This window comes from Yoonia sp. 2307UL14-13 (genome assembly GCF_037572755.1).
Taxonomy (GTDB): Bacteria; Pseudomonadota; Alphaproteobacteria; order Rhodobacterales; family Rhodobacteraceae; genus Yoonia.
Genome location: NZ_JBBIFZ010000006.1, coordinates 82098 through 100409 on the forward strand (window position 1 = coordinate 82098; position 18312 = coordinate 100409).

Here is an 18312-nt window from a genome sequence, read left to right on the forward strand (position 1 = left end):
CCCGAATGTGCAGAGGGTCTGGCATTGAAGGCATCCCCCCACCCGCCTATAAGGCGGAAACATCGGTTGGAGCGCACAACATGACATTCAATGCCAAACATCTTTTGGGCATCGAACATCTTCATCCGACTGAAATCACGACACTTCTGGACCTCGCCGACAGCTATGCCGATCATAATCGCAAGGGCATCCCGCATCGCGACGTGCTGGCTGGGCTGACGCAGATCAACATGTTTTTCGAAAACTCAACCCGCACGCAGTCGAGTTTCGAACTGGCGGGCAAGCGTCTGGGCGCGGATGTGATGAATATGGGAATGCAGGCCTCGTCCATCAAAAAGGGTGAGACGCTGATCGATACGGCACTGACGCTGAATGCGATGCGGCCGGATCTGCTGGTCGTGCGCCATCCGCATTCGGGCGCTGTCGACCTGCTGGCGCAGAAGGTGAATTGTGCAGTGCTGAATGCGGGTGATGGGCGGCATGAACATCCGACGCAGGCGCTATTGGACGGGCTGACGATTCGCCGGGCGAAGGGGCGGCTGCACCGGCTGTCCATCGCGATTTGCGGGGACATCGCCCACTCGCGCGTCGCACGGTCGAACATCATGCTATTGGGCAAAATGGAAAACCGGGTGCGGCTGATCGCGCCGCCGACGCTGATGCCGTCGGGGATCAGCGAATTCGGCGTCGAGGTGTTCGAGGACATGAACGAAGGGCTGCAGGACGTAGACGTCGTGATGATGCTGCGGCTACAGAAAGAGCGGATGGATGGTGGCTTTATCCCGTCCGAACGGGAGTATTTCCATCGCTACGGGCTAGACGCCGAAAAACTGGCCAAGGCCAAGCCCGACGCCATCGTCATGCATCCCGGGCCAATGAACCGCGGGGTCGAGATTGACGGGACGATCGCCGACGACATCAACAGGTCCGTCATTCAGGAACAGGTCGAGATGGGCGTTGCCGTGCGGATGGCCGCCATGGAGCTTCTCGCCCGCAACCTGCGTCAATCACGCGGCCCGCAAGAGGTGATAGCTTGATCACCCGCTTTACGCAGCCGCCCAAACATGACCGTTGGGACGATTACTTTGAACCCGGCGAAGTGCTGCTGTGGCAAGGTGCGCCCGAACCGGGGATCAGGTCGTTTTGGGGAACGCTGTTTCTGTCGATCTTCGGGGTACCGTTTTTCGGTGGCGGCCTGATGATCGCCGGGTCGGCGTTCGCGAGCTTTTTCCAGGGCTGGAACCTTTTCGGCATCGCCATGGGGATCTTTCTGCTGGCATTTTCCGTGCCGTTCCTCACCGTCGGCGCCGGGCTTGTGGTGGGTAGCTGGCTTGCCGCGATCTATGGCCACCGGTTCACCCGTTATGCCTTGACCAATAAACGCGCCTATATCGCCAATTCCTTCTATCGGCACAGTCTGAAATCTTTTCAGATCAAACCAGACGACATCATCACCCTAACCCAGGGCAACTTCGACAGCGTCCATTTCAAAACCGTGCATGACCGCGACAGCGATGGCGACAAGACAACCCATCAGATCGGGTTCGACGGCATTGTCGATGCGCGTGAAGTCTATCAGATGATCCGCAAAATCCAGGCAGAGCAGACATGACACTGACCATCCCCGCCAATGATTTCGGCCAGATCCGTATTTTCGAGGTGCGCGACGGATTACCGGCCGAGATGCCCGAAGTTTTGGCCACACTTTTCGGTACAGACGCGCTCGACCCGACCTATGTCGACGTGATCAACATCATCGATCTCAGCTCTATGTCGCTGACCGATTACATCCGGCAAGGCTATGACATCGAGATTGCGGAACATGATATCAGCGCTGTCAACCGGATCGAAGGCCACGCGATCCTGATCATGTCCAGCGCCACACGTGGGGAAGAGGTCACGCTGACCCTTGCACCCCAAGTGCGACATGTAACGACCTATGTGCCTGACGCGCAGATTCAGGTGCTCGAACCGCTCTCCAGCGACGGTGCTACAGGGGTCATCGGCGATCCGCCGGTGAAACCCGCCAAATCGCAGGCACGTATCAGCGGCATGATCGCCATGTACGTCCTAATTGCGATGATGTTGTTGGTCGGGCTGATGATCTGGATCGCGTGATGGACCGACTGACCGACAAACATGGCGATGCGTGGGATGGTATTCTGGACCCGGACGAAGATATCATCTGGCAGGGTCGCCCCGATGGCCGTTTGAAAATCGGCGGCAAATCCCTTTTTATGCTGCTTTTCGGCTGCGCCTTCGCCGGGTTCGCCCTGTTCTGGATGATCATGGCATCCTTGGCTGGTGGCTTCTTTTGGATGTTTGGCCTGATCCACTTCAGCGTCGGGGTCGGGATCATCTGGTTCGCGACATATGGGGCGGCCTATCGGCGGCGGCACACATGGTACACCCTAACCAACAAACGCGCCTTTATCGCCACCAGCCTTCCCTTACGCGGACGCAATCTGGCCTCTTATCCGATCAGCAAGGATACCCAGATCACTTTTGAAGACGGTGATCTGTCCAGCGTGTTCTTTGCAAGCAAAACCCGGCGCAGCAAGAACGGAACCTACGACGTGCCCATTGGCTTTGAGTTGTTGCAGGACGGAAGAGCCGTATTCCAGCACATCCGCGCCATTCAAAAGGACCTGCCGTGACCACAACGTTTCTGACCAATGCCCGCTTGATCGATCCGGTTGCGCTGACCGACGCGCCGGGGTCGATCCTTGTCAAGGACGGGTTGATCGCCGAGGTTTTCGAGGGCGACCCGACACTGCCCGACGGCGCGAAGATCATCGATTGCGGCGGCCAGTGTCTTGCCCCCGGCATCGTCGATATCGGCGTGAAGGTCAGCGAACCGGGGGAACGGCACAAGGAATCCTTCCGCTCTGCCGGGCGGGCCGCCGCCGCAGGTGGTGTCACCACGATGGTCACCCGCCCCGACACTTTGCCCGCGATCGATACGCCCGAGACTTTGGAATTCGTCGAACGCCGTGCGCAGTTGGATGCGCCGGTCCACGTCCTGCCGATGGCCGCCCTGACCAAAGGCCGTGACGGGCGCGAGATGACCGAGATCGGGTTTTTGCAAGACCTTGGTGCGGTCGCCTTCACCGATTGCGACCGTGTGGTCAGCGATACGAAGGTCTTTGGCCGCGCACTCACCTATGCCCGCAGTCTTGACGCGCTGGTTATCGCCCACGTGCAAGAGCCGGGCCTGTCCACAGGCGCGGCAGCGACGTCCGGCAAGTTCGCATCGTTGCGCGGCCTGCCCGCCGTATCGGCGATGGCCGAACGCATGGGCCTTGACCGCGACGTCAGCCTGCTCGAGATGACCGGCGCCCGCTATCATGTGGACCAGATTACCACGGCCCGCGCCCTGCCCGCGCTGGAGCGGGCCAAACGGAACGGGCTGCATATCACCGCAGGGGTTGGCATCCATCACTTGACGCTGAACGAACTGGACGTGGCGGACTACCGAACGTTCTTCAAACTGAAACCCCCGCTGCGAAGCGAGGATGACCGGATCGCCGTTATCCAGGCGGTCGCGGATGGTTTGATCGATTGCATTTCGTCGATGCACACACCGCAGGACGAAGAAAGCAAACGGCTACCCTATGAAGAGGCGGCGAGCGGCGCGGTCGCCCTTGAAACGCTTTTGCCTGCGGCATTGCGGCTCTACCATGCCGAGATGATCAACCTGCCGCGCCTGTTCCGGGCGCTGTCCCTGAACCCATCGCGTATCCTGCGACGGCCCAGTGGACGGCTGCAGGAAGGTGCGCCCGCCGACCTGATCCTGTTCGACCCTGACGCACCGTTTGTGCTCGACCGCACCAAACTTTTGTCCAAATCGAAGAATACACCTTTCGACGGGGCGCGGTTGCAAGGCCGGGTTCTGGGCACATGGGTGGACGGCACCCGCATCTGGGAGGGCGCCTAATGCCACCGATTGAAAGCACCACCCAAATCCTGATCCTTTGGGGCGTCATCGGTTACGTTTTCGGATCGATCCCGACGGGTATCATCCTCGCCAAGGTCATGAACCTTGGTGATTTGCGCGCGATCGGGTCGGGGAATATCGGTGCCACGAACGTCCTGCGGACAGGCAATAAAAAGGCCGCCGTACTGACCCTGCTGATCGACGCGGGCAAAGGGGCGGTTGCCGTCCTGCTTGCCCTGCGGTTTGGCGCGATGGATGCAGCACAACTCGCCGGGCTGATGGCGCTTTTCGGGCATTGCTTTCCAGCCTGGCTGAAATTCAAGGGGGGGAAAGGCGTCGCGACCTATCTTGGCGTCATCGGCGCGCTGGCCTGGCCGATGGGTCTTGCGGCCTGCGGCATCTGGTTGATCGTGGCCTTGATCAGCCGCTATTCATCGCTGGCCGCGTTGGTCGCGGCGGGGTGGCTGCCGGTGGTCATGCTCTTCACCGGCTTTGGGGTTTTCGCCTTTCTCGCCATGGCGATGGCTATGCTGATCTACGCACGGCATTGGGCGAATATCCAAAGACTACGTCAGGGGACAGAGACGAAGATCGGCGGGAAGGTTTCCGGCGCCCAGGGTCCGTCCGGCTTGGACCGTCAGTAACTGTATTCCGCGTAAATCCGGGTCAGGTCCTCGCCCCAATCACCATGATAATGCGCCAGTAATTCGTCGGCAGGGGTCTGGCCACTTTCAAGCGTCTCTTTTAGCGCCGAAAGGAAATGCGTTTCGTCAGGAACAAGCCCGCCAGCCCCCGGACGCGACCTTGCAACTAGCCCGGCCTCGGAAATCGCGACAACTTCGCGTGCAACATCATGCATGTTGATGTCATCGACCTGCGCTGCCAGCCCGTCAACCGAGGCACCGACCCGCAACGCCTCGCGCTGTTCTACGGTCCAGCCCTTGCACAGGTCCCACGCGGCATCCAGGGCCGTCTGGTCATACATCAACCCGACCCAGAATGCGGGCAACGCGCATAGACGGCGCCATGGCCCGCCATCCGCACCGCGCATTTCGATGAACTGCTTCACCCGCGCTTCGGGGAATACCGTGGTCAGGTGGTCCGCCCAGTCGGACAAAGTCGGTTTCTCACCGGGAAGCGCGGGCAGCTCGCCCTTTAGGAAATCCCGGAACGACATGCCCAGCGCATCGACATATTCCCCATCGCGATAGACGAAATACATCGGCACATCGAGAACCCATTCCGCCCAGCGCTCAAACCCGAACCCATCTTCGAACACGAACGGCAGCATGCCGGTCCGGTCCGCATCAAGCGAGCGCCAGATGCGCGCGCGCCAGGATTTGTGGCCATTGGGCTGACCCTCAAAGAACGGCGAATTGGCGAACAAAGCCGTCGCCACCGGTTGCAAGGCCAGTGCAACGCGCATCTTTTGCACCATGTCGGCCTCGGAACTGAAATCGAGGTTCACCTGCACCGTGCAGGTCCGGCGCATCATCGCCGTGCCCATCGTGCCGACCTTGGTCATGTAGTCGTTCATCAGCTTGTAACGGCCCTTGGGCATGAGCGGCATCTGCTCATGTGTCCATTCGGGCGCCGCACCGAGGCCGATGAACTTGACCCCGATTCCATCAGCGACCGATTTCACCTCGGCCAGATGGGTGTTCACCTCATCGCAAGTCTGGTGGATCGTCTCCAACGGCGCGCCGGACAATTCCAGCGCACCACCCGGTTCCAGACTGACGCTCGCGCCGTGTTTGGTCAGGCCGATGATCTTGCCGTCTTCGTTGACTGGCTGCCAATCATAAAGCCGCTGCAACCCTTCGAGTACCGCGCGGATCGAACGTTCGCCATCATAGGGCAATGGCAGCAGGCTATCCTGACAATAGCCAAATTTTTCGTGTTCCGTTCCGATCCGCCACTGATCCTTCGGCTTGCACCCCTTGGCCAGATACTCTGCGAGTTGCGAATGATTTTCGATCAGGCCACCGCCGGTTTGTGGGATAGACATGAAACGCTCCGCGCTGTGGTCACGAGATTACCATCGGTGCAGTGAACCAACCGCACTGTCAATGCAAGAGCGGGCGGGTCCTTTCCCAGATCACGACCCGCGCATCGGGTGTGCGTGACAGCACGTTCAGCAGCTCGGATGTATCGATACCCGGCAATGCCGCGAAGACATCGAACAGGTCGTCGGCTTCGGCTGCATTCACCGGGATCGACAATCGCTGCCCGCCCTCACCCTCCAAGATCCAACTTGGTGCCGGGTGACTGGTCGGGTCAAGCGTCAGGCGGGTAATGTCGTTGATATCCATCACGCCACCATCCAGCGGTCCGAAATACGCCAGACGCCGTTCGCGGATTTGTACGACACCTGGGCCGTCATGGCCTTGGTCAAACCGAACCCTTTGGACACCGGCATAAGTCCAGCCGATGCCGACCAGCATGAAGGCGCCGCCGATCCAAGGGGTGATACCGACGCCCGTCAGTACCATCCAGAGGCCGAGGATGAGCATGGCCAAGGCAGCTATCACCTCGCGCCATTTCTCAAGAAAGGCACGGACTTCGGGGCGGAGGAACTCAGCCATGGATGACCTGCGGATCGGCGTTAAGGGCGATGGCAAATGAACCGATGCGCCGGAAGCCGATTGCCTCATAAGCCCGCGCCGCGGGGGCGTTGGCGGCAAAGAGAATGGCCTCTTTCACACCTTTCACACGCGCTTCGGCCAGATGCAGCGCAACGGCGCGGCGTGCGAACCCCTGTGACCGATGCGCAGGCGGCGTGTAGACCCCACCGATCTGCACCGTTTCCGGCAGCATGGCGTTAAACCCGGTCATGGCCACCGGCTCTCCCTCCTTCAGCAACAGCCGATGACTGTCCTGCTCGAGATAACCGACGATATCCTTAGCGGCCTGTTCAGCAGCGTCGACACCAGGCACCGCCAGCGCCTCAATACTGTAATCGGCGCGCCACCGCTCGACAAAGTCGCGCGGGACGGCAGACAACGGACGCAAGACAAAGCCGCTGACGTCGGGCATGACCAGATCGGCCAACGGTAGGGCGAACAACGGCTCTTTCGTGTCCAAATCCGCTTTCTGCGTCAGCCCAATCGTCTGTCGCAAGGCAGTCACCTGATCCGCTGCACCCAGCACGCCTTTCACCATACGCCCCGTCAGGATCACGGCGACATCACCCCAGGGCCCGGTCGGACACTGCGGAAACACGACCCCCTCGTCCGTCAGTGCCAGCACATCCGTGATCTGCCCAGAGCTCCATTTCACCCAACAGGTCACTGCCCGCGCATGACCACCCGCCATCCCGTGATCCCGCAGATTGACCAGCGGGAACATCGAGGTCGCGATGTGCACACGTAAAAAGGCCTCAATCGCCGGAATGTCGCCTTCCGTCGCGGGGATCATGTGAAGGATACCCTGTGCGGACCGTCGAAAAGGATCAGCGACCATTCGCCGATCTGGCGGAAACCAACGGCTTGGTACGCCTTTGCCGCGGCTTCGCTGGCCGAGAACAGAGTGGCGCGGGTCACGCCCTCTTTTGCCACCTGCGCCAGATGCAAGGCGACGGCGCGGCGGGCGTGACCCTGATTGCGCAGAGCCGGCGGGGTGTAGATGCCGCCAAGCTGCACGATATCGGGCAGACGCGCGTTGAAGCCGGTCATGGCCAGTGGGGTGTCGCCGTCCATCAGCACCATATGACTTTGGGTGGCGACATAACGGTCATAGGTCTTCGCCGCCTGCTTTGTGGCTTGTTCTTCAGGCGCATTGAGGGTGTTGACGTCGTAATCCTTGATCCATCCGGTGATGATGTCGGTTGGTGCGTCGGTCAGCGGGCGCAGGTCACCCGGTCCGTCAGAAATAATCAGATATTTCAGCGACAAAAGAAACTGTGGCTCATCATGATCAAACGTGCATTTGGCATGGGCAAAACCAAGCGCCATCAATCCGCGCACCTGCTGCCGGGGTCCGGCCATGCCGATGACATCACGATCGCCAAGCGCGGCAAGAGCTGCGGTGTGGTCGCCCGACGGCAAAAACGGCATGGCCATTCCGTTGTCGCAAAGGCTCATAACATCAGTAATCTGGCCCGCTTCGCGCGCAACCCAACAGGTCATCGCGTAATCATGGCCACCAGACATGCCATGATCAGCCAAGTTACTCATTGGAAACATCGCGAACGGGGCATGGGGTTGCAGAAATGCCGTGATCTCGGGTTGGTCAGCTGGGTCGGCCTTGATCATCCGTCATCCCTTAACGGGTGCCAGTCGTCGGCGACGTCCTGCTTTGACCGTGTATCGTAAGGCGCGCGGATGAATTGCGGCTCCATATCCGTAAAGTCGCGGATCAGTTCAGGTTCGCCATTGGCCAACCGATACAAGCGCCCGGCCTGTGTTTCGTAGCGATCCATTGCGATGTCGCGTTGCACTGGCCCGCCATCCAGTAACTGATCACGCAACGCCTTGCTGAGCGGGGCGGGCTGGCCATTCCGCAGGCGTAAACCGGTGCGGCAGTCCTTCGTAATCTCACCGACGACCACCTGAAACAGACCATCCGCCGCACCGACAATGTCGTCATAGTCCGTATCGCCATGGATGCGATACAAATCATTATCCAGAAAATAGCCACCACTGCGCCACGCCCATTCCTGCGGGAAAAGCGCGAGGGCCGTGAACCATGGCGCACGGCTCACCACTGTGTAATTCGACGTCGCGCGGGTATCGGGGTTTGCTTCGCGCACCGCATAGATGAAATGCCGCCCATCAGGCGACAGCGCGCAATCCTCTGCCCGTACGGATTTTTTCAGCCATTGCCCTTCGACGAAACCGTCGTTGCTGCGGTCCCAACCGATCAGGTTATACATCTTCTTCCCCGATCGGCGCAGGATCAGGGCGCTGTCATTCTCGGTCGCGAAGAAGAGGTAGAGGCGCAGAATGGGGTCGGTGCTCATCCCCAATCCCCCAACTGGTGCTGCCAAAGCGTCAGCGCGGCAACCGCTGCCGTATCCGCGCGCAGTATGCGAGGGCCAAGGCTGATCGGGTGAGCCATCGGCATCGCGCCCAGCATGTCCCGCTCAGCGTCTGAGAACCCGCCCTCCGGACCGATGACAATCGCCCATGGGCCGACCTTTTGGGGAAGGTCGACACGCTGATCCAGCATCGCTTCATCGCAAAACATCAACATGCGATCAGAGGGCCACTCCGCCAGCACCTTCTCCAATTTTACCGGTTCATCCACAGGGGGCACAAATGTCCCGCCGCACTGCTCGGCGGCCTCGACCGCGTGGGCGTGCAGCTTGTCTGTGCGCACGCCGTGTGTACGCTGTGTGTACGCTGTGTGTATCGGGCAAATCCGGGCCACGCCAAGTTCAACCGCCTTCTCGACGATAAACGCCGTCCGCTCTTTCCGGATCGGCGCAAACAACAGCCACAGGTCGGGCGGCATCTGCAACGGTTTGGTTTGCGTCTGACAAACAAGCACACCGCCACGCTTGCCCGCCTCGGCAACCTCAGCATTCCATTCGCCGTCGCGACTGTTGATTAGCGACAGCACCCTACCCGGCCCCAGCCGCATGACCCCGAACAGGTAGTGCGCCTGGTCCCGCGACAGCGGAACCGATTGCCCTTCCCCCAATGGGTGATCTACAAAAAGCCGAACCTTGGATGCCATGAGGCGGACCATATGACCGACCAAGCCCAGACGCCAGAGGCCGACGGCACCGTCGCCGATGCGATCCCGGATAACTGGGTCGACCGGTTCGCACCGCGTTTCACGCGCCCCTACCTGCGGCTGAGCCGGGCCGACAGGCCTATCGGCACGTGGCTTCTTTATCTGCCGTGTCTTTGGGGACTAAGCCTTGCGATGCTTGCCACGAGTCGTGGGGGCACCCATGATATCTGGACGCTTGTGGGTTGCGGTCTGGGCGCGTTCCTGATGCGCGGCGCAGGTTGCACGTGGAATGATATCAGCGATCGGAATATCGACGGATCTGTCGCGCGCACGCGATCGCGGCCCATCCCGTCGGGTCAGGTCAGTGTGCGGAATGCTCTGATCTGGATGATCGTGCAGTCACTGCTCGCCCTCGTGATCCTCATCAGCTTTTACGACACCGCGATCCTTCTGGGAATCATCGCCCTGCTACCGGTCGCGATCTACCCCTTCGCCAAGCGGTTCACTTGGTGGCCGCAGCTCTTTCTGGGCATCGCGTTCAACTGGGGCGCGCTGCTGGCATGGGCCGCGCATACCAATCAGATCGGACCGACGCCGATTGTCCTTTACATGTCCGGGATCGCGTGGACGCTCTTCTACGACACGATCTATGCCCATCAAGACACAGACGATGACGCGCTGATCGGGGTGAAATCCACGGCACGGTTATTCGGCGAAGATACACGCAAATGGCTGCGGCTTTTCCTGACGATCACCGTGGTCCTGTTCGGTGTCGCGGTAGTCATGGCATCGCACGAACGGTCGATCCTGTCCTTGGTGCTGGCGATCGGTGGACCCTGGGCGATGGGCTGGCATATGACCTGGCAGCTGGCCCGGTTCGATCCCGACAACAATGATGGTCTGCTGCGCCTGTTCCGATCCAACCGAAATGCAGGTATGCTACCCTTGCCGTTTTTCGCTTTGGCGCTTTTGGTGTGATTGCACCCCACCGCGTGCAGGCCTATGCAGGCGGCACCTAACGAACGGAACTTCATGCGCCTTTCTGCCCTTATGATCCGCCTTGTGGTTTTTGCCGTCGCTGCCTTTGGCGCCTTTACGGCCGCCCGCAGTGCCGTTGCCATTGTCGAAGAACGCTCGGTCATCGCGGTACGCGAAACCCTTGTGGACAAGGGCTATGAATGGGCTTCGGTGCTGGGTGACGGCCTGCAAGTCATCCTTGAAGGCACCGCACCGACCGAGGCGGTACGGTTCCGCGCCATTTCCGCTGCTGGCGAAATGGTCGATGCCAGCCGAGTGATCGACAATCTGTCCGTCGCCGATTCGGAGGAAATCAAGGCCCCGGAATTTGCGATCGAAATCCTGCGCAACGATGCCGGGGTATCTTTGATCGGGCTGATCCCGGCAAGCGCCGATCGTGACGACCTTGCTGAACGGATCACGGATATCGCCGACGGCAAGCCGGTGACCGACCTGCTGGAGGTCGCGGACTATCCCGAGCCCGAAACATGGCGTGATGCCGTCAACTACAGCCTGCGCGCGCTTGAGGAATTGCCACGATCCAAGATTTCGGTGAATGCCGAACGGGTCGTCATCAATGCGATCTCGGACAGTCCCGAAGAAAAGCGCCGGCTCGAGACGTTGCTGGCCCGCAACACGCCTGACAGCATTCGCCTTGCCGTGAATATCGGTGCGCCGCGTCCGGTGATCTCACCGTTCACAACCCGCTTTCGGATCGATGCGGACGGGGCGCAATTCGACGCCTGTGCGGTTGATACGGAAGAAGCCCTTAGCCAGGTGCTCTCGGCGGCAAGCGCGGCCGGCCTGACGGAACGGGCGAATTGCACGCTCGCTTTGGGTACGCCTTCCCAAACCTGGGGTGAAGCCGTGGCGCTTTCCATCGGGGCCGTAGCCGATTTGGGTGGCGGGACCGTGACGATCGCCGATACCGATGTGACGCTGATCGCGCCGCTGGGCACGGGCCAAGGCACCTTCGACGACGTGGTCGGCGAGTTGGAAAACGCCCTGCCACCGGCCTTTGCATTGTCGTCCGAACTGCCCGAACGGCCCGAAACATCAAGCGGAGGCCCGCCGCAATTCACCGCCACACTCAGCCCCGAAGGCGAGGTTCAGCTGCGTGGACGCATCCCTGATGCGGTCACCAACACGGTCGCGGAAAACTTCGCCAATGCGAAATTCGGTCAGGCCAGCATCACCATGGGCACACGATTGGCCAATGGTCTGCCAAGCGGTTGGTCGGTCCGGGTATTGGCGGGGATCGAGGCCCTGTCGAAACTGTCGAACGGCGCTGTCATCGTGCAGCCCGACAACATCCAGGTGCGCGGCAATACGGGCAATCAGGACGCGAGCGCCGAAATTTCACGCCTGCTGATCGACAAATTGGGTCAAGGTGCGGCGTTCGAGGTTGACGTGACATATGTTGAACAGCTCGACCCGATCGCGGGCCTGCCGACACCGGAGGAATGTATCGAGCAGATCGGTGTGGTCACTGAAAACCGCAAGATCACTTTCGACCCAAGCTCGGCCGATATCTCAGCTTCGGCACAGGCGGTCGTGGACGACATCGCCGAAATCCTCAAACGTTGCGGCGATTTGCGCATCCGCGTCGCCGGCTACACCGACAGTCAGGGCCGCGAGGTCATGAACCAGGCGCTCAGCCAACAGCGGGCAGAGGCGGTATTGACCGCGCTGCAATCGCGGCGCGTGCCCGTGGGCACATTCGACGCGATTGGATATGGTGAATCCGACCCGATCGCCGATAATGAAACCGAGGCCGGGCGCGAGGCGAACAGGCGTATCGAGTTCAGTCTGATCATTCCGGAATCGACGGCGGAAGAGACAAGCGTGCTTGACGAAATCGCCGCCGAGGCGCCAGATGAAGAACCATCCGAGGATGCGCCCGCTGCGGACGACGGCAGCGACTAAATGAAAGCAAGACGTTGAACAGAACCGAATTCATCATCGCCACCGCCATTATCCTGTTCGTGGCCTTTATGCTGGGCTGGTTCGCCAGCTGGCTGGTCAACCGCTTTACCCGCGTCACCAAGGCCGAGGTGGGCGAGCTGGACAAGATGGCACAAGCGCTGCACGAGGCCGAAGAAACGCGCGATCAGGCCATTACATATCTGCAGCAGCGCGAGGCCGAGATGACGAACCAGCTATCGCAAACCGAGGCGGAGTTGCGCGCCGCCATGGATGGTCTGCGCGAGGCAAGGCACGAAACCGAAGAGCTGCGGGCCTATATCGAACGGCAGCGCGCCGGTTAACCGTTTTCTGGTGATACTGGCGGCAAAGGCGGGAAATTCAGACAATCCTCACCTTCGCAATTCACTTCGAACGCAGGAACGGCGACTTCGTTTCCGTTGACTTCGATCACGTAACTTAGCCCTTCGAGCCTCAGGAACTCTCCGGTAAAGCGCACCGTGCCATCGGCGGATGTCAGGGTCATTTCTCCGGCGCTGACCGCGGGTGTCGAAAGGGCAATCAAGATGCTGACACCCACCGGAATAGGCCATCGCCAAGGCGATTGATTGGTCACGGCAACTCTCCTCCACTCATCCGAAACCATGCCGCATAACAGTTTGCTGGCGCGTGAAGATTACATCACAATCCGTATTGTACCAGTATTTTTAGACGATGGCCCTTATTGGGCCCGTCAGCCGCCGACCTGAACGGCGACCGGCAGCGGCGAAAACCCAAGGCAATCGGCCCCCTCGCAGTTCATCGTCACGATCGGTACGCGGACTTCATGACCTTTCAGATCGATGACATAACTGTCCTGTTCGAAGCCGATGAAGTTTCCGGTCAGCCGGACGGTGTTGTCAGGTGAGGTCAGGGTGATTTGATCGGCGGCGGCAATACCGGGTATCACGGCCAGCGCCATCAACATGCACAATCCCCGAAGCGACTGGTTCTTCATCGTAATTCTCTTTCACTCGTTCAAAACACGGTCGCGTAATCATCGTGACCGACTGTAAGCCTATACATTTCGTGATAAATGAAAGTGACTTTTCGCACAAAACCTAACTTAAATGTAGGTTAATGGCTTATTCATCGTTGGTTCACCGTCGTGGCCCATGACGTCACGCGACTTACCCCCCCTTTTCCTATGCGCTGCAGCACGGTAAGAGGCGCCACTTGCAACCAAGGAGCCAGCCAATGGGCTATCGAATCGTCGTCGCAGGCGCCACCGGCAATGTGGGCCGCGAAATGCTGAATATCCTTCATGAACGGGCGTTTCCCGTTGATGAAATCACCGTGCTTGCCAGCCGCAAATCGCTGGGAACCGAGGTCAGCTTTGGCGATACCACCTTGAAGACCAAGGACCTGGACACGTTCGACTTCACCGGTTGGGACATTGCGCTGTTCGCCATCGGGTCGGACCCGACGAAGATCTATGCACCCAAGGCCGCTGCAGCGGGATGTGTCGTCATCGATAACTCATCGCTTTATCGGTATGACTCCGACGTGCCGCTGATCGTACCAGAGGTGAACCCGCAGGCCGTTCACGGCTATGATAAAAAGAACATCATCGCGAACCCGAATTGCTCGACAGCGCAGATGGTTGTCGCGCTCAAGCCGTTGCACGACCGCGCCAAGATCAAGCGCGTCGTCGTCAGCACGTATCAATCCGTGTCCGGCGCGGGCAAAGGCGGCATCGATGAGCTGTGGGATCAGACCAAATCGATCTACAACCCCACCGATGACAAACCGGCCAAGCAATTCACCAAGCAAATCGCCTTCAACGTGATCCCGCATATCGACAAGTTTATGGACAGCGGCGAGACCAAGGAAGAGTGGAAGATGGTCGCCGAGACGAAAAAGATCGTCGACCCATCGATCAAGGTCACCGCGACTTGCGTTCGTGTGCCTGTCTTTGTGGGCCATTCCGAGGCCGTGAATATCGAGTTCGAAGAGTTCCTCGATGAAGATGAAGCGCGCGACATTCTGCGCGAAGCGCCAGGGATCATGGTCATCGATAAGCGTGAAGACGGCGGTTATGTGACCCCAGTTGAATGCGTCGGTGACTTTGCGACCTTCATCAGCCGGATCCGGCAGGACAGCACGATCGACAATGGGCTGAACCTTTGGTGCGTGTCCGACAACCTTCGTAAAGGTGCGGCATTGAACGCCGTGCAGATTGCGGAGCTTCTGGGGCGTGAATGCCTCAAAAAGGGCTGAACCCTTTCAAGAAAAAAGCGCGGCCAACAACACGGCCGCGCCAGTAGGGTGACATGCACCTTGGGAAAATTCTGTTAGCTTACCAGCTATCGGGACCCTTCTCGGCGAAGGCGTGAACCAGGAAATCGATAAATGCCCGCACCTTGGGCTGCGTAAAGCGGCCTGGCGGGTAGACGGCATAGATGCCTTGCGTTTCTTGTGGCAGGTCAGGGATCGCCTCTTCGACCTGACCGTTCCGCATGGCGTCAGCATACAGGAAACTTGGCAGATAAGCGATGCCCAAACCACCGACACATGCGTTCAGCAGCGACTGACCATCATTCACGGTCAGCCAACCCGCTGTGCGTACCTGCCGTTTTTCGCCCGAAGGTGCTGTCAGTTTCCAAACGGCAGAATTTGCCTGGTTGGAATAATGCAGCAGTTTGTGTTCGTTGAGGTCGTCGATCTTCTCCGGGCGGCCGTACTGCTCAAAATAGGCCGGACTTGCGATCATGCGTTTGGTTGTTTCCGTCAGTTTGCGCGCGCGCAGGGTGCTGTCTTCCAGTTCACCAATGCGGACGGCCATGTCGAACCCTTCAGAGATCAGTTCGACGTAGCGATTGTTCAGCACCATATTGACGGTGATATCGGGAAATTCGCTCAGGAAATCGCCCAGAACCGGGGACAGATGGTTCACCCCGAAGTCCGTCGCGACGCTGATCCTCAGAAGGCCCGATGGTGCGGATTGCATGGATGTCACCAGCGCATCCGCCTCGCCCGCGTCGTTCAGTACCCGTCGTGCGCGATCATAATAGGCCAGACCGATTTCCGTGGGGCTCACCCGGCGGGTCGTCCGGTTCAAGAGGCGCGCACCAAGCCGCGCCTCGAGCGAGGAAACGTGTTTGGAGACGGCGGATTTGGAAATCCCCATCTTTTTCGCGGCGTCTGTGAACCCGCCCTGATCAACGACCGTGGCGAAGGCTTCCATTTCTGTCAGACGATCCATTACGTTTTCCCAAGCTCATCATTCATCGACCTAGTGTTCGTGCTGAAATCGGGCAGGAATAGGACCAACGCCTGACAATACCGGGGTATCTATGGGTTTGGTGAAGGTGTGGAAACAGCTGATTCCATTGAAAAAACCAGTTCGAACGGCCCCGAAAGGCCTTGTTTTATTAGCCAAAGTGACCCAACGGCAACTTGCCGCCTACAGTGTGGCAGCAAGCCGCGTACCCTGGTCGATTGCGCGTTTTGCGTCCAATTCCGCGGCCACATCGGCACCGCCAATCACGTGCACGTTGCGCCCGGCAGCGATCAGATCATCCGCGAGGCTACGTTCAGACACCTGTCCGGCGCAAAGGATGATCGTGTCTACGGGAATCACCTTCGGGTCTTCGCGGGCTTCACCCTTGCTGACATGCAGCCCCTCGGCGTCGATCTTTTCGTAGTTCACACCGCCGATCATCTGGACGTTCTTCATCTGCAGCCCGGCGCGGTGAATCCAACCCGTGGTTTTGCCAAGACGTTTGCCCAGCTTCTCGGCTTTGCGTTGAAGAAGTGTTACCTGCCGGGCCGCTGCCTCTGGCTGGGGACCTTCGGGCCGCAAACCGCCGCGGACATTGGCAGGGTCGCCGACCCCCCATTCTTCCAGCCATTCATCAAGGTTTTCGGTCGGGCTGTCATCAGTGACGAGGAATTCGGCAACGTCGAAACCGATACCGCCTGCCCCGATGATGGCGACGTTTTGGCCAACATCGGCCTTGCCGCGCAGGACGTCGATATAGTTGAGCACGTTCGGGCCGTCCTGTCCGGGAATCGCGGGATCGCGGGGCAGGACGCCGGTTGCGATGATGATTTCGTCGAAGTCTGACAGGTTCTCAAGCGTAGCCGTGGTGCCGAGTTGCAGCGTAATCCCGGCCTTGGCAACCATGGTGCGGTAGTAATCGACGAGGCCCCAGAATTCCTCTTTCCCCGGGACTTGTTTGGCCATGTTAAGCTGTCCGCCGATTTCGTCCAATTTGTCGAAGATGGTCACGTCGTGGCCGCGCTCAGCCGCTGTGATGGCCGACGACAGGCCCGCGGGCCCGGCGCCGACGACAGCGATTTTCCTTTTCGTGTCAGCAGGTTCGATGATCAGTTCGGTTTCATGACAGGCGCGTGGGTTCACAAGGCAAGATGACAGCTTACCGCTGAATGTGTGGTCCAGACAGGCCTGATTGCACGCTATGCAGGGCGCGATTTCCGCCGCCTTGCCTGCCGCAGCCTTGGCGACGAAATCCGCATCCGCAAGGAAGGGGCGCGCCATGCTGACCATGTCAGCGCACGCATCGGCGAGCACGTTTTCCGCGACCTCGGGCATGTTGATCCTGTTGGATGTGATAATCGGGATCTGCACCTCACCCATCAGCTTTTTTGTCACCCACGTAAAGGCGCGGCGGGGGACGGAGGTGGCGATGGTGGGGATGCGCGCCTCGTGCCAGCCGATGCCGGTGTTAATGATTGTGGCACCCGCTTTTTCGATGGCTTTGGCTAGTTGCACGACCTCTTCCCAGGTAGATCCGTTGGGCACGAGATCGATCATGGAGAGGCGATAAATCACAATGAAATCAGTGCCTACGGCCTCGCGGACCCGGCGGATGATCTCGACTGGCAGGCGCATCCGGTTCTCGTATGATCCGCCCCAGCGGTCCTCGCGCTTGTTGGTGTGGGTGACGAGGAATTGGTTAATGAAGTAGCCCTCGGACCCCATGACCTCGACCCCGTCATATCCCGCCTGTCGCGCGCGGGCGGCGGCGGTGACGATGTCATTGATCTGCTTTTCGATCCCTTCCTCGTCCAGCTCGGCCGGGGGGAAGGGTGAGATGGGGGATTTGATCGCGGATGGGGCGACGCATTTAGGGCTGTAGGCGTAGCGACCGGCGTGCAAAATCTGCATCGCGATCTTGCCGTCGGCGTCGTGAACGCGGTCGGTGACGACCTTGTGGTTAGCGATGTCTTCATCGGTGTAAAGCCCCGCAGCGCCTGGGAAAACCCCGCCTTCGGGGTTGGGGGCCATACCACCAGTGACCATCAGCGCGACACCACCGCGGGCGCGTTCGGCGTAGAATTCGGCGACGCGGTTCCAGTCTTTGGTTTCTTCCAAACCGGTATGCATCGAGCCCATCAGGACGCGGTTCTTCAGCGTCGTAAAGCCAAGGTCAAGTGGTGCCAGAAGATGTGGATATTGGGTCATGTGTCGCCTCCCGTTTGGGGCGGGACAATGGCCAAAGTTGACGTGCGCGTCACCCCCAAACGCGGCGTCATATTGGTTAATGCACGACGAAATCTGGGACGGTGCGTTAATCCCTTTCGGCCATGATTAACGCTGAATAGGCTATCGGAATTGCATCGGAAAACCATCGGAATTCCATCGGACCTTTGCGTACGTCACCCCCTAGGTTAACGCAACGCACGGTCGGATTTTGTCGAAGGGGCTAAAAATACGTAAACGCGGCTGCCGAGGACAACCGCGTTTCGGT

Annotated in this window: 20 protein-coding genes; 10 read left to right on the top strand and 10 right to left on the bottom strand. The window is 59.5% G+C overall.

What is annotated here, in order from left to right:
* Positions 1-80 precede the first annotated feature (80 nt).
* Genes V8J85_RS14835 through plsY form a run of 6 tightly spaced genes read left to right on the top strand, consistent with a single transcriptional unit; the run spans position 81 to position 4581 of the window.
* The gene (locus V8J85_RS14835; RefSeq protein ID WP_339954540.1) at positions 81-1037 is read left to right on the top strand and encodes an aspartate carbamoyltransferase catalytic subunit; all 957 of its coding nucleotides are present in this window, start codon (positions 81-83) and stop codon (positions 1035-1037) included.
* Positions 1034-1612: a hypothetical protein gene (locus V8J85_RS14840; RefSeq protein WP_339954541.1), complete on the top strand. Its 579-nt coding sequence runs from the start codon at positions 1034-1036 to the stop codon at positions 1610-1612. The genes V8J85_RS14835 and V8J85_RS14840 overlap by 4 nt, the downstream gene beginning before the upstream one ends.
* Positions 1609-2118, top strand: a complete 510-nt coding sequence (locus tag V8J85_RS14845) for a hypothetical protein (protein ID WP_339954542.1) — start codon at positions 1609-1611, stop codon at positions 2116-2118. The genes V8J85_RS14840 and V8J85_RS14845 overlap by 4 nt, the downstream gene beginning before the upstream one ends.
* Entirely contained in the window at positions 2118-2657 is a 540-nt protein-coding gene (locus V8J85_RS14850) for an aspartate carbamoyltransferase catalytic subunit (RefSeq protein WP_339954543.1), read from the top strand. The genes V8J85_RS14845 and V8J85_RS14850 overlap by 1 nt, the downstream gene beginning before the upstream one ends.
* Entirely contained in the window at positions 2654-3937 is a 1284-nt protein-coding gene (pyrC, locus tag V8J85_RS14855) for a dihydroorotase (protein ID WP_339954544.1), read from the top strand. The genes V8J85_RS14850 and pyrC overlap by 4 nt, the downstream gene beginning before the upstream one ends.
* Positions 3937-4581: a glycerol-3-phosphate 1-O-acyltransferase PlsY gene (gene plsY, locus V8J85_RS14860; protein ID WP_339954545.1), complete on the top strand. Its 645-nt coding sequence runs from the start codon at positions 3937-3939 to the stop codon at positions 4579-4581. Before pyrC ends, plsY begins: the two co-directional genes overlap by 1 nt.
* Here plsY and V8J85_RS14865 read toward each other — a convergent pair.
* From V8J85_RS14865 to V8J85_RS14890, 6 genes are read right to left on the bottom strand one after another with little or no spacing between them, the layout of a single operon-like run.
* Positions 4575-5945, bottom strand: coding sequence for a glutamate--cysteine ligase (locus V8J85_RS14865; protein ID WP_339954546.1), 1371 nt, complete (start codon positions 5943-5945; stop codon positions 4575-4577). The two genes, plsY and V8J85_RS14865, sit on opposite strands and share 7 nt — an antisense overlap.
* A gap of 58 nt (positions 5946-6003) precedes the next feature.
* Positions 6004-6522 (bottom strand): hypothetical protein, encoded by a 519-nt coding sequence (locus tag V8J85_RS14870; RefSeq protein ID WP_339954547.1) that lies wholly within the window; start codon positions 6520-6522, stop codon positions 6004-6006.
* Positions 6515-7354 carry a GNAT family N-acetyltransferase gene (locus V8J85_RS14875; RefSeq protein WP_339954548.1) on the bottom strand — a complete coding sequence of 280 codons (840 nt, stop codon included), beginning with the start codon at positions 7352-7354 and terminating at the stop codon, positions 6515-6517. Before V8J85_RS14875 ends, V8J85_RS14870 begins: the two co-directional genes overlap by 8 nt.
* The gene (locus V8J85_RS14880; RefSeq protein ID WP_339954549.1) at positions 7351-8190 is read right to left on the bottom strand and encodes a GNAT family N-acetyltransferase; all 840 of its coding nucleotides are present in this window, start codon (positions 8188-8190) and stop codon (positions 7351-7353) included. The genes V8J85_RS14875 and V8J85_RS14880 overlap by 4 nt, the downstream gene beginning before the upstream one ends.
* Positions 8187-8897: a hypothetical protein gene (locus V8J85_RS14885; RefSeq protein ID WP_339954550.1), complete on the bottom strand. Its 711-nt coding sequence runs from the start codon at positions 8895-8897 to the stop codon at positions 8187-8189. The genes V8J85_RS14880 and V8J85_RS14885 overlap by 4 nt, the downstream gene beginning before the upstream one ends.
* The gene (locus tag V8J85_RS14890) at positions 8894-9616 is read right to left on the bottom strand and encodes a 16S rRNA (uracil(1498)-N(3))-methyltransferase (RefSeq protein ID WP_339954551.1); all 723 of its coding nucleotides are present in this window, start codon (positions 9614-9616) and stop codon (positions 8894-8896) included. The genes V8J85_RS14885 and V8J85_RS14890 overlap by 4 nt, the downstream gene beginning before the upstream one ends.
* 12 nt (positions 9617-9628) lie before the next feature.
* On the opposite strand from V8J85_RS14890, the gene ubiA reads away from it, so the two are divergent.
* The 3 genes from ubiA to V8J85_RS14905 are packed head-to-tail and all read left to right on the top strand — an operon-like array spanning position 9629 to position 12900.
* Positions 9629-10594, top strand: coding sequence for a 4-hydroxybenzoate octaprenyltransferase (gene ubiA / locus V8J85_RS14895; RefSeq protein ID WP_339954552.1), 966 nt, complete (start codon positions 9629-9631; stop codon positions 10592-10594).
* A gap of 54 nt (positions 10595-10648) precedes the next feature.
* Entirely contained in the window at positions 10649-12559 is a 1911-nt protein-coding gene (locus tag V8J85_RS14900; protein ID WP_339954553.1) for an OmpA family protein, read from the top strand.
* 14 nt (positions 12560-12573) lie between these two features.
* Positions 12574-12900, top strand: a complete 327-nt coding sequence (locus V8J85_RS14905; RefSeq protein WP_339954554.1) for a hypothetical protein — start codon at positions 12574-12576, stop codon at positions 12898-12900.
* On the opposite strand, the gene V8J85_RS14910 is transcribed toward V8J85_RS14905, so the two are convergent.
* Positions 12897-13082 carry a hypothetical protein gene (locus V8J85_RS14910; protein WP_339954555.1) on the bottom strand — a complete coding sequence of 62 codons (186 nt, stop codon included), beginning with the start codon at positions 13080-13082 and terminating at the stop codon, positions 12897-12899. The two genes, V8J85_RS14905 and V8J85_RS14910, sit on opposite strands and share 4 nt — an antisense overlap.
* A 207-nt stretch (positions 13083-13289) precedes the next feature.
* Positions 13290-13523: a hypothetical protein gene (locus tag V8J85_RS14915; RefSeq protein ID WP_339954556.1), complete on the bottom strand. Its 234-nt coding sequence runs from the start codon at positions 13521-13523 to the stop codon at positions 13290-13292.
* Between the two features lie 269 nt (positions 13524-13792).
* Between V8J85_RS14915 and V8J85_RS14920 the strand changes: the two genes are divergently transcribed.
* Positions 13793-14815: an aspartate-semialdehyde dehydrogenase gene (locus V8J85_RS14920; RefSeq protein ID WP_339954557.1), complete on the top strand. Its 1023-nt coding sequence runs from the start codon at positions 13793-13795 to the stop codon at positions 14813-14815.
* Between the two features lie 79 nt (positions 14816-14894).
* On the opposite strand, the gene V8J85_RS14925 is transcribed toward V8J85_RS14920, so the two are convergent.
* Together V8J85_RS14925 and V8J85_RS14930 are read right to left on the bottom strand one after the other, a co-directional pair.
* Entirely contained in the window at positions 14895-15800 is a 906-nt protein-coding gene (locus V8J85_RS14925) for a LysR family transcriptional regulator (protein ID WP_339954558.1), read from the bottom strand.
* A 201-nt stretch (positions 15801-16001) separates the two neighbouring features.
* Entirely contained in the window at positions 16002-18026 is a 2025-nt protein-coding gene (locus V8J85_RS14930; protein ID WP_339954559.1) for an NADPH-dependent 2,4-dienoyl-CoA reductase, read from the bottom strand.
* Between the last annotated feature and the right edge of the window lie 286 nt (positions 18027-18312).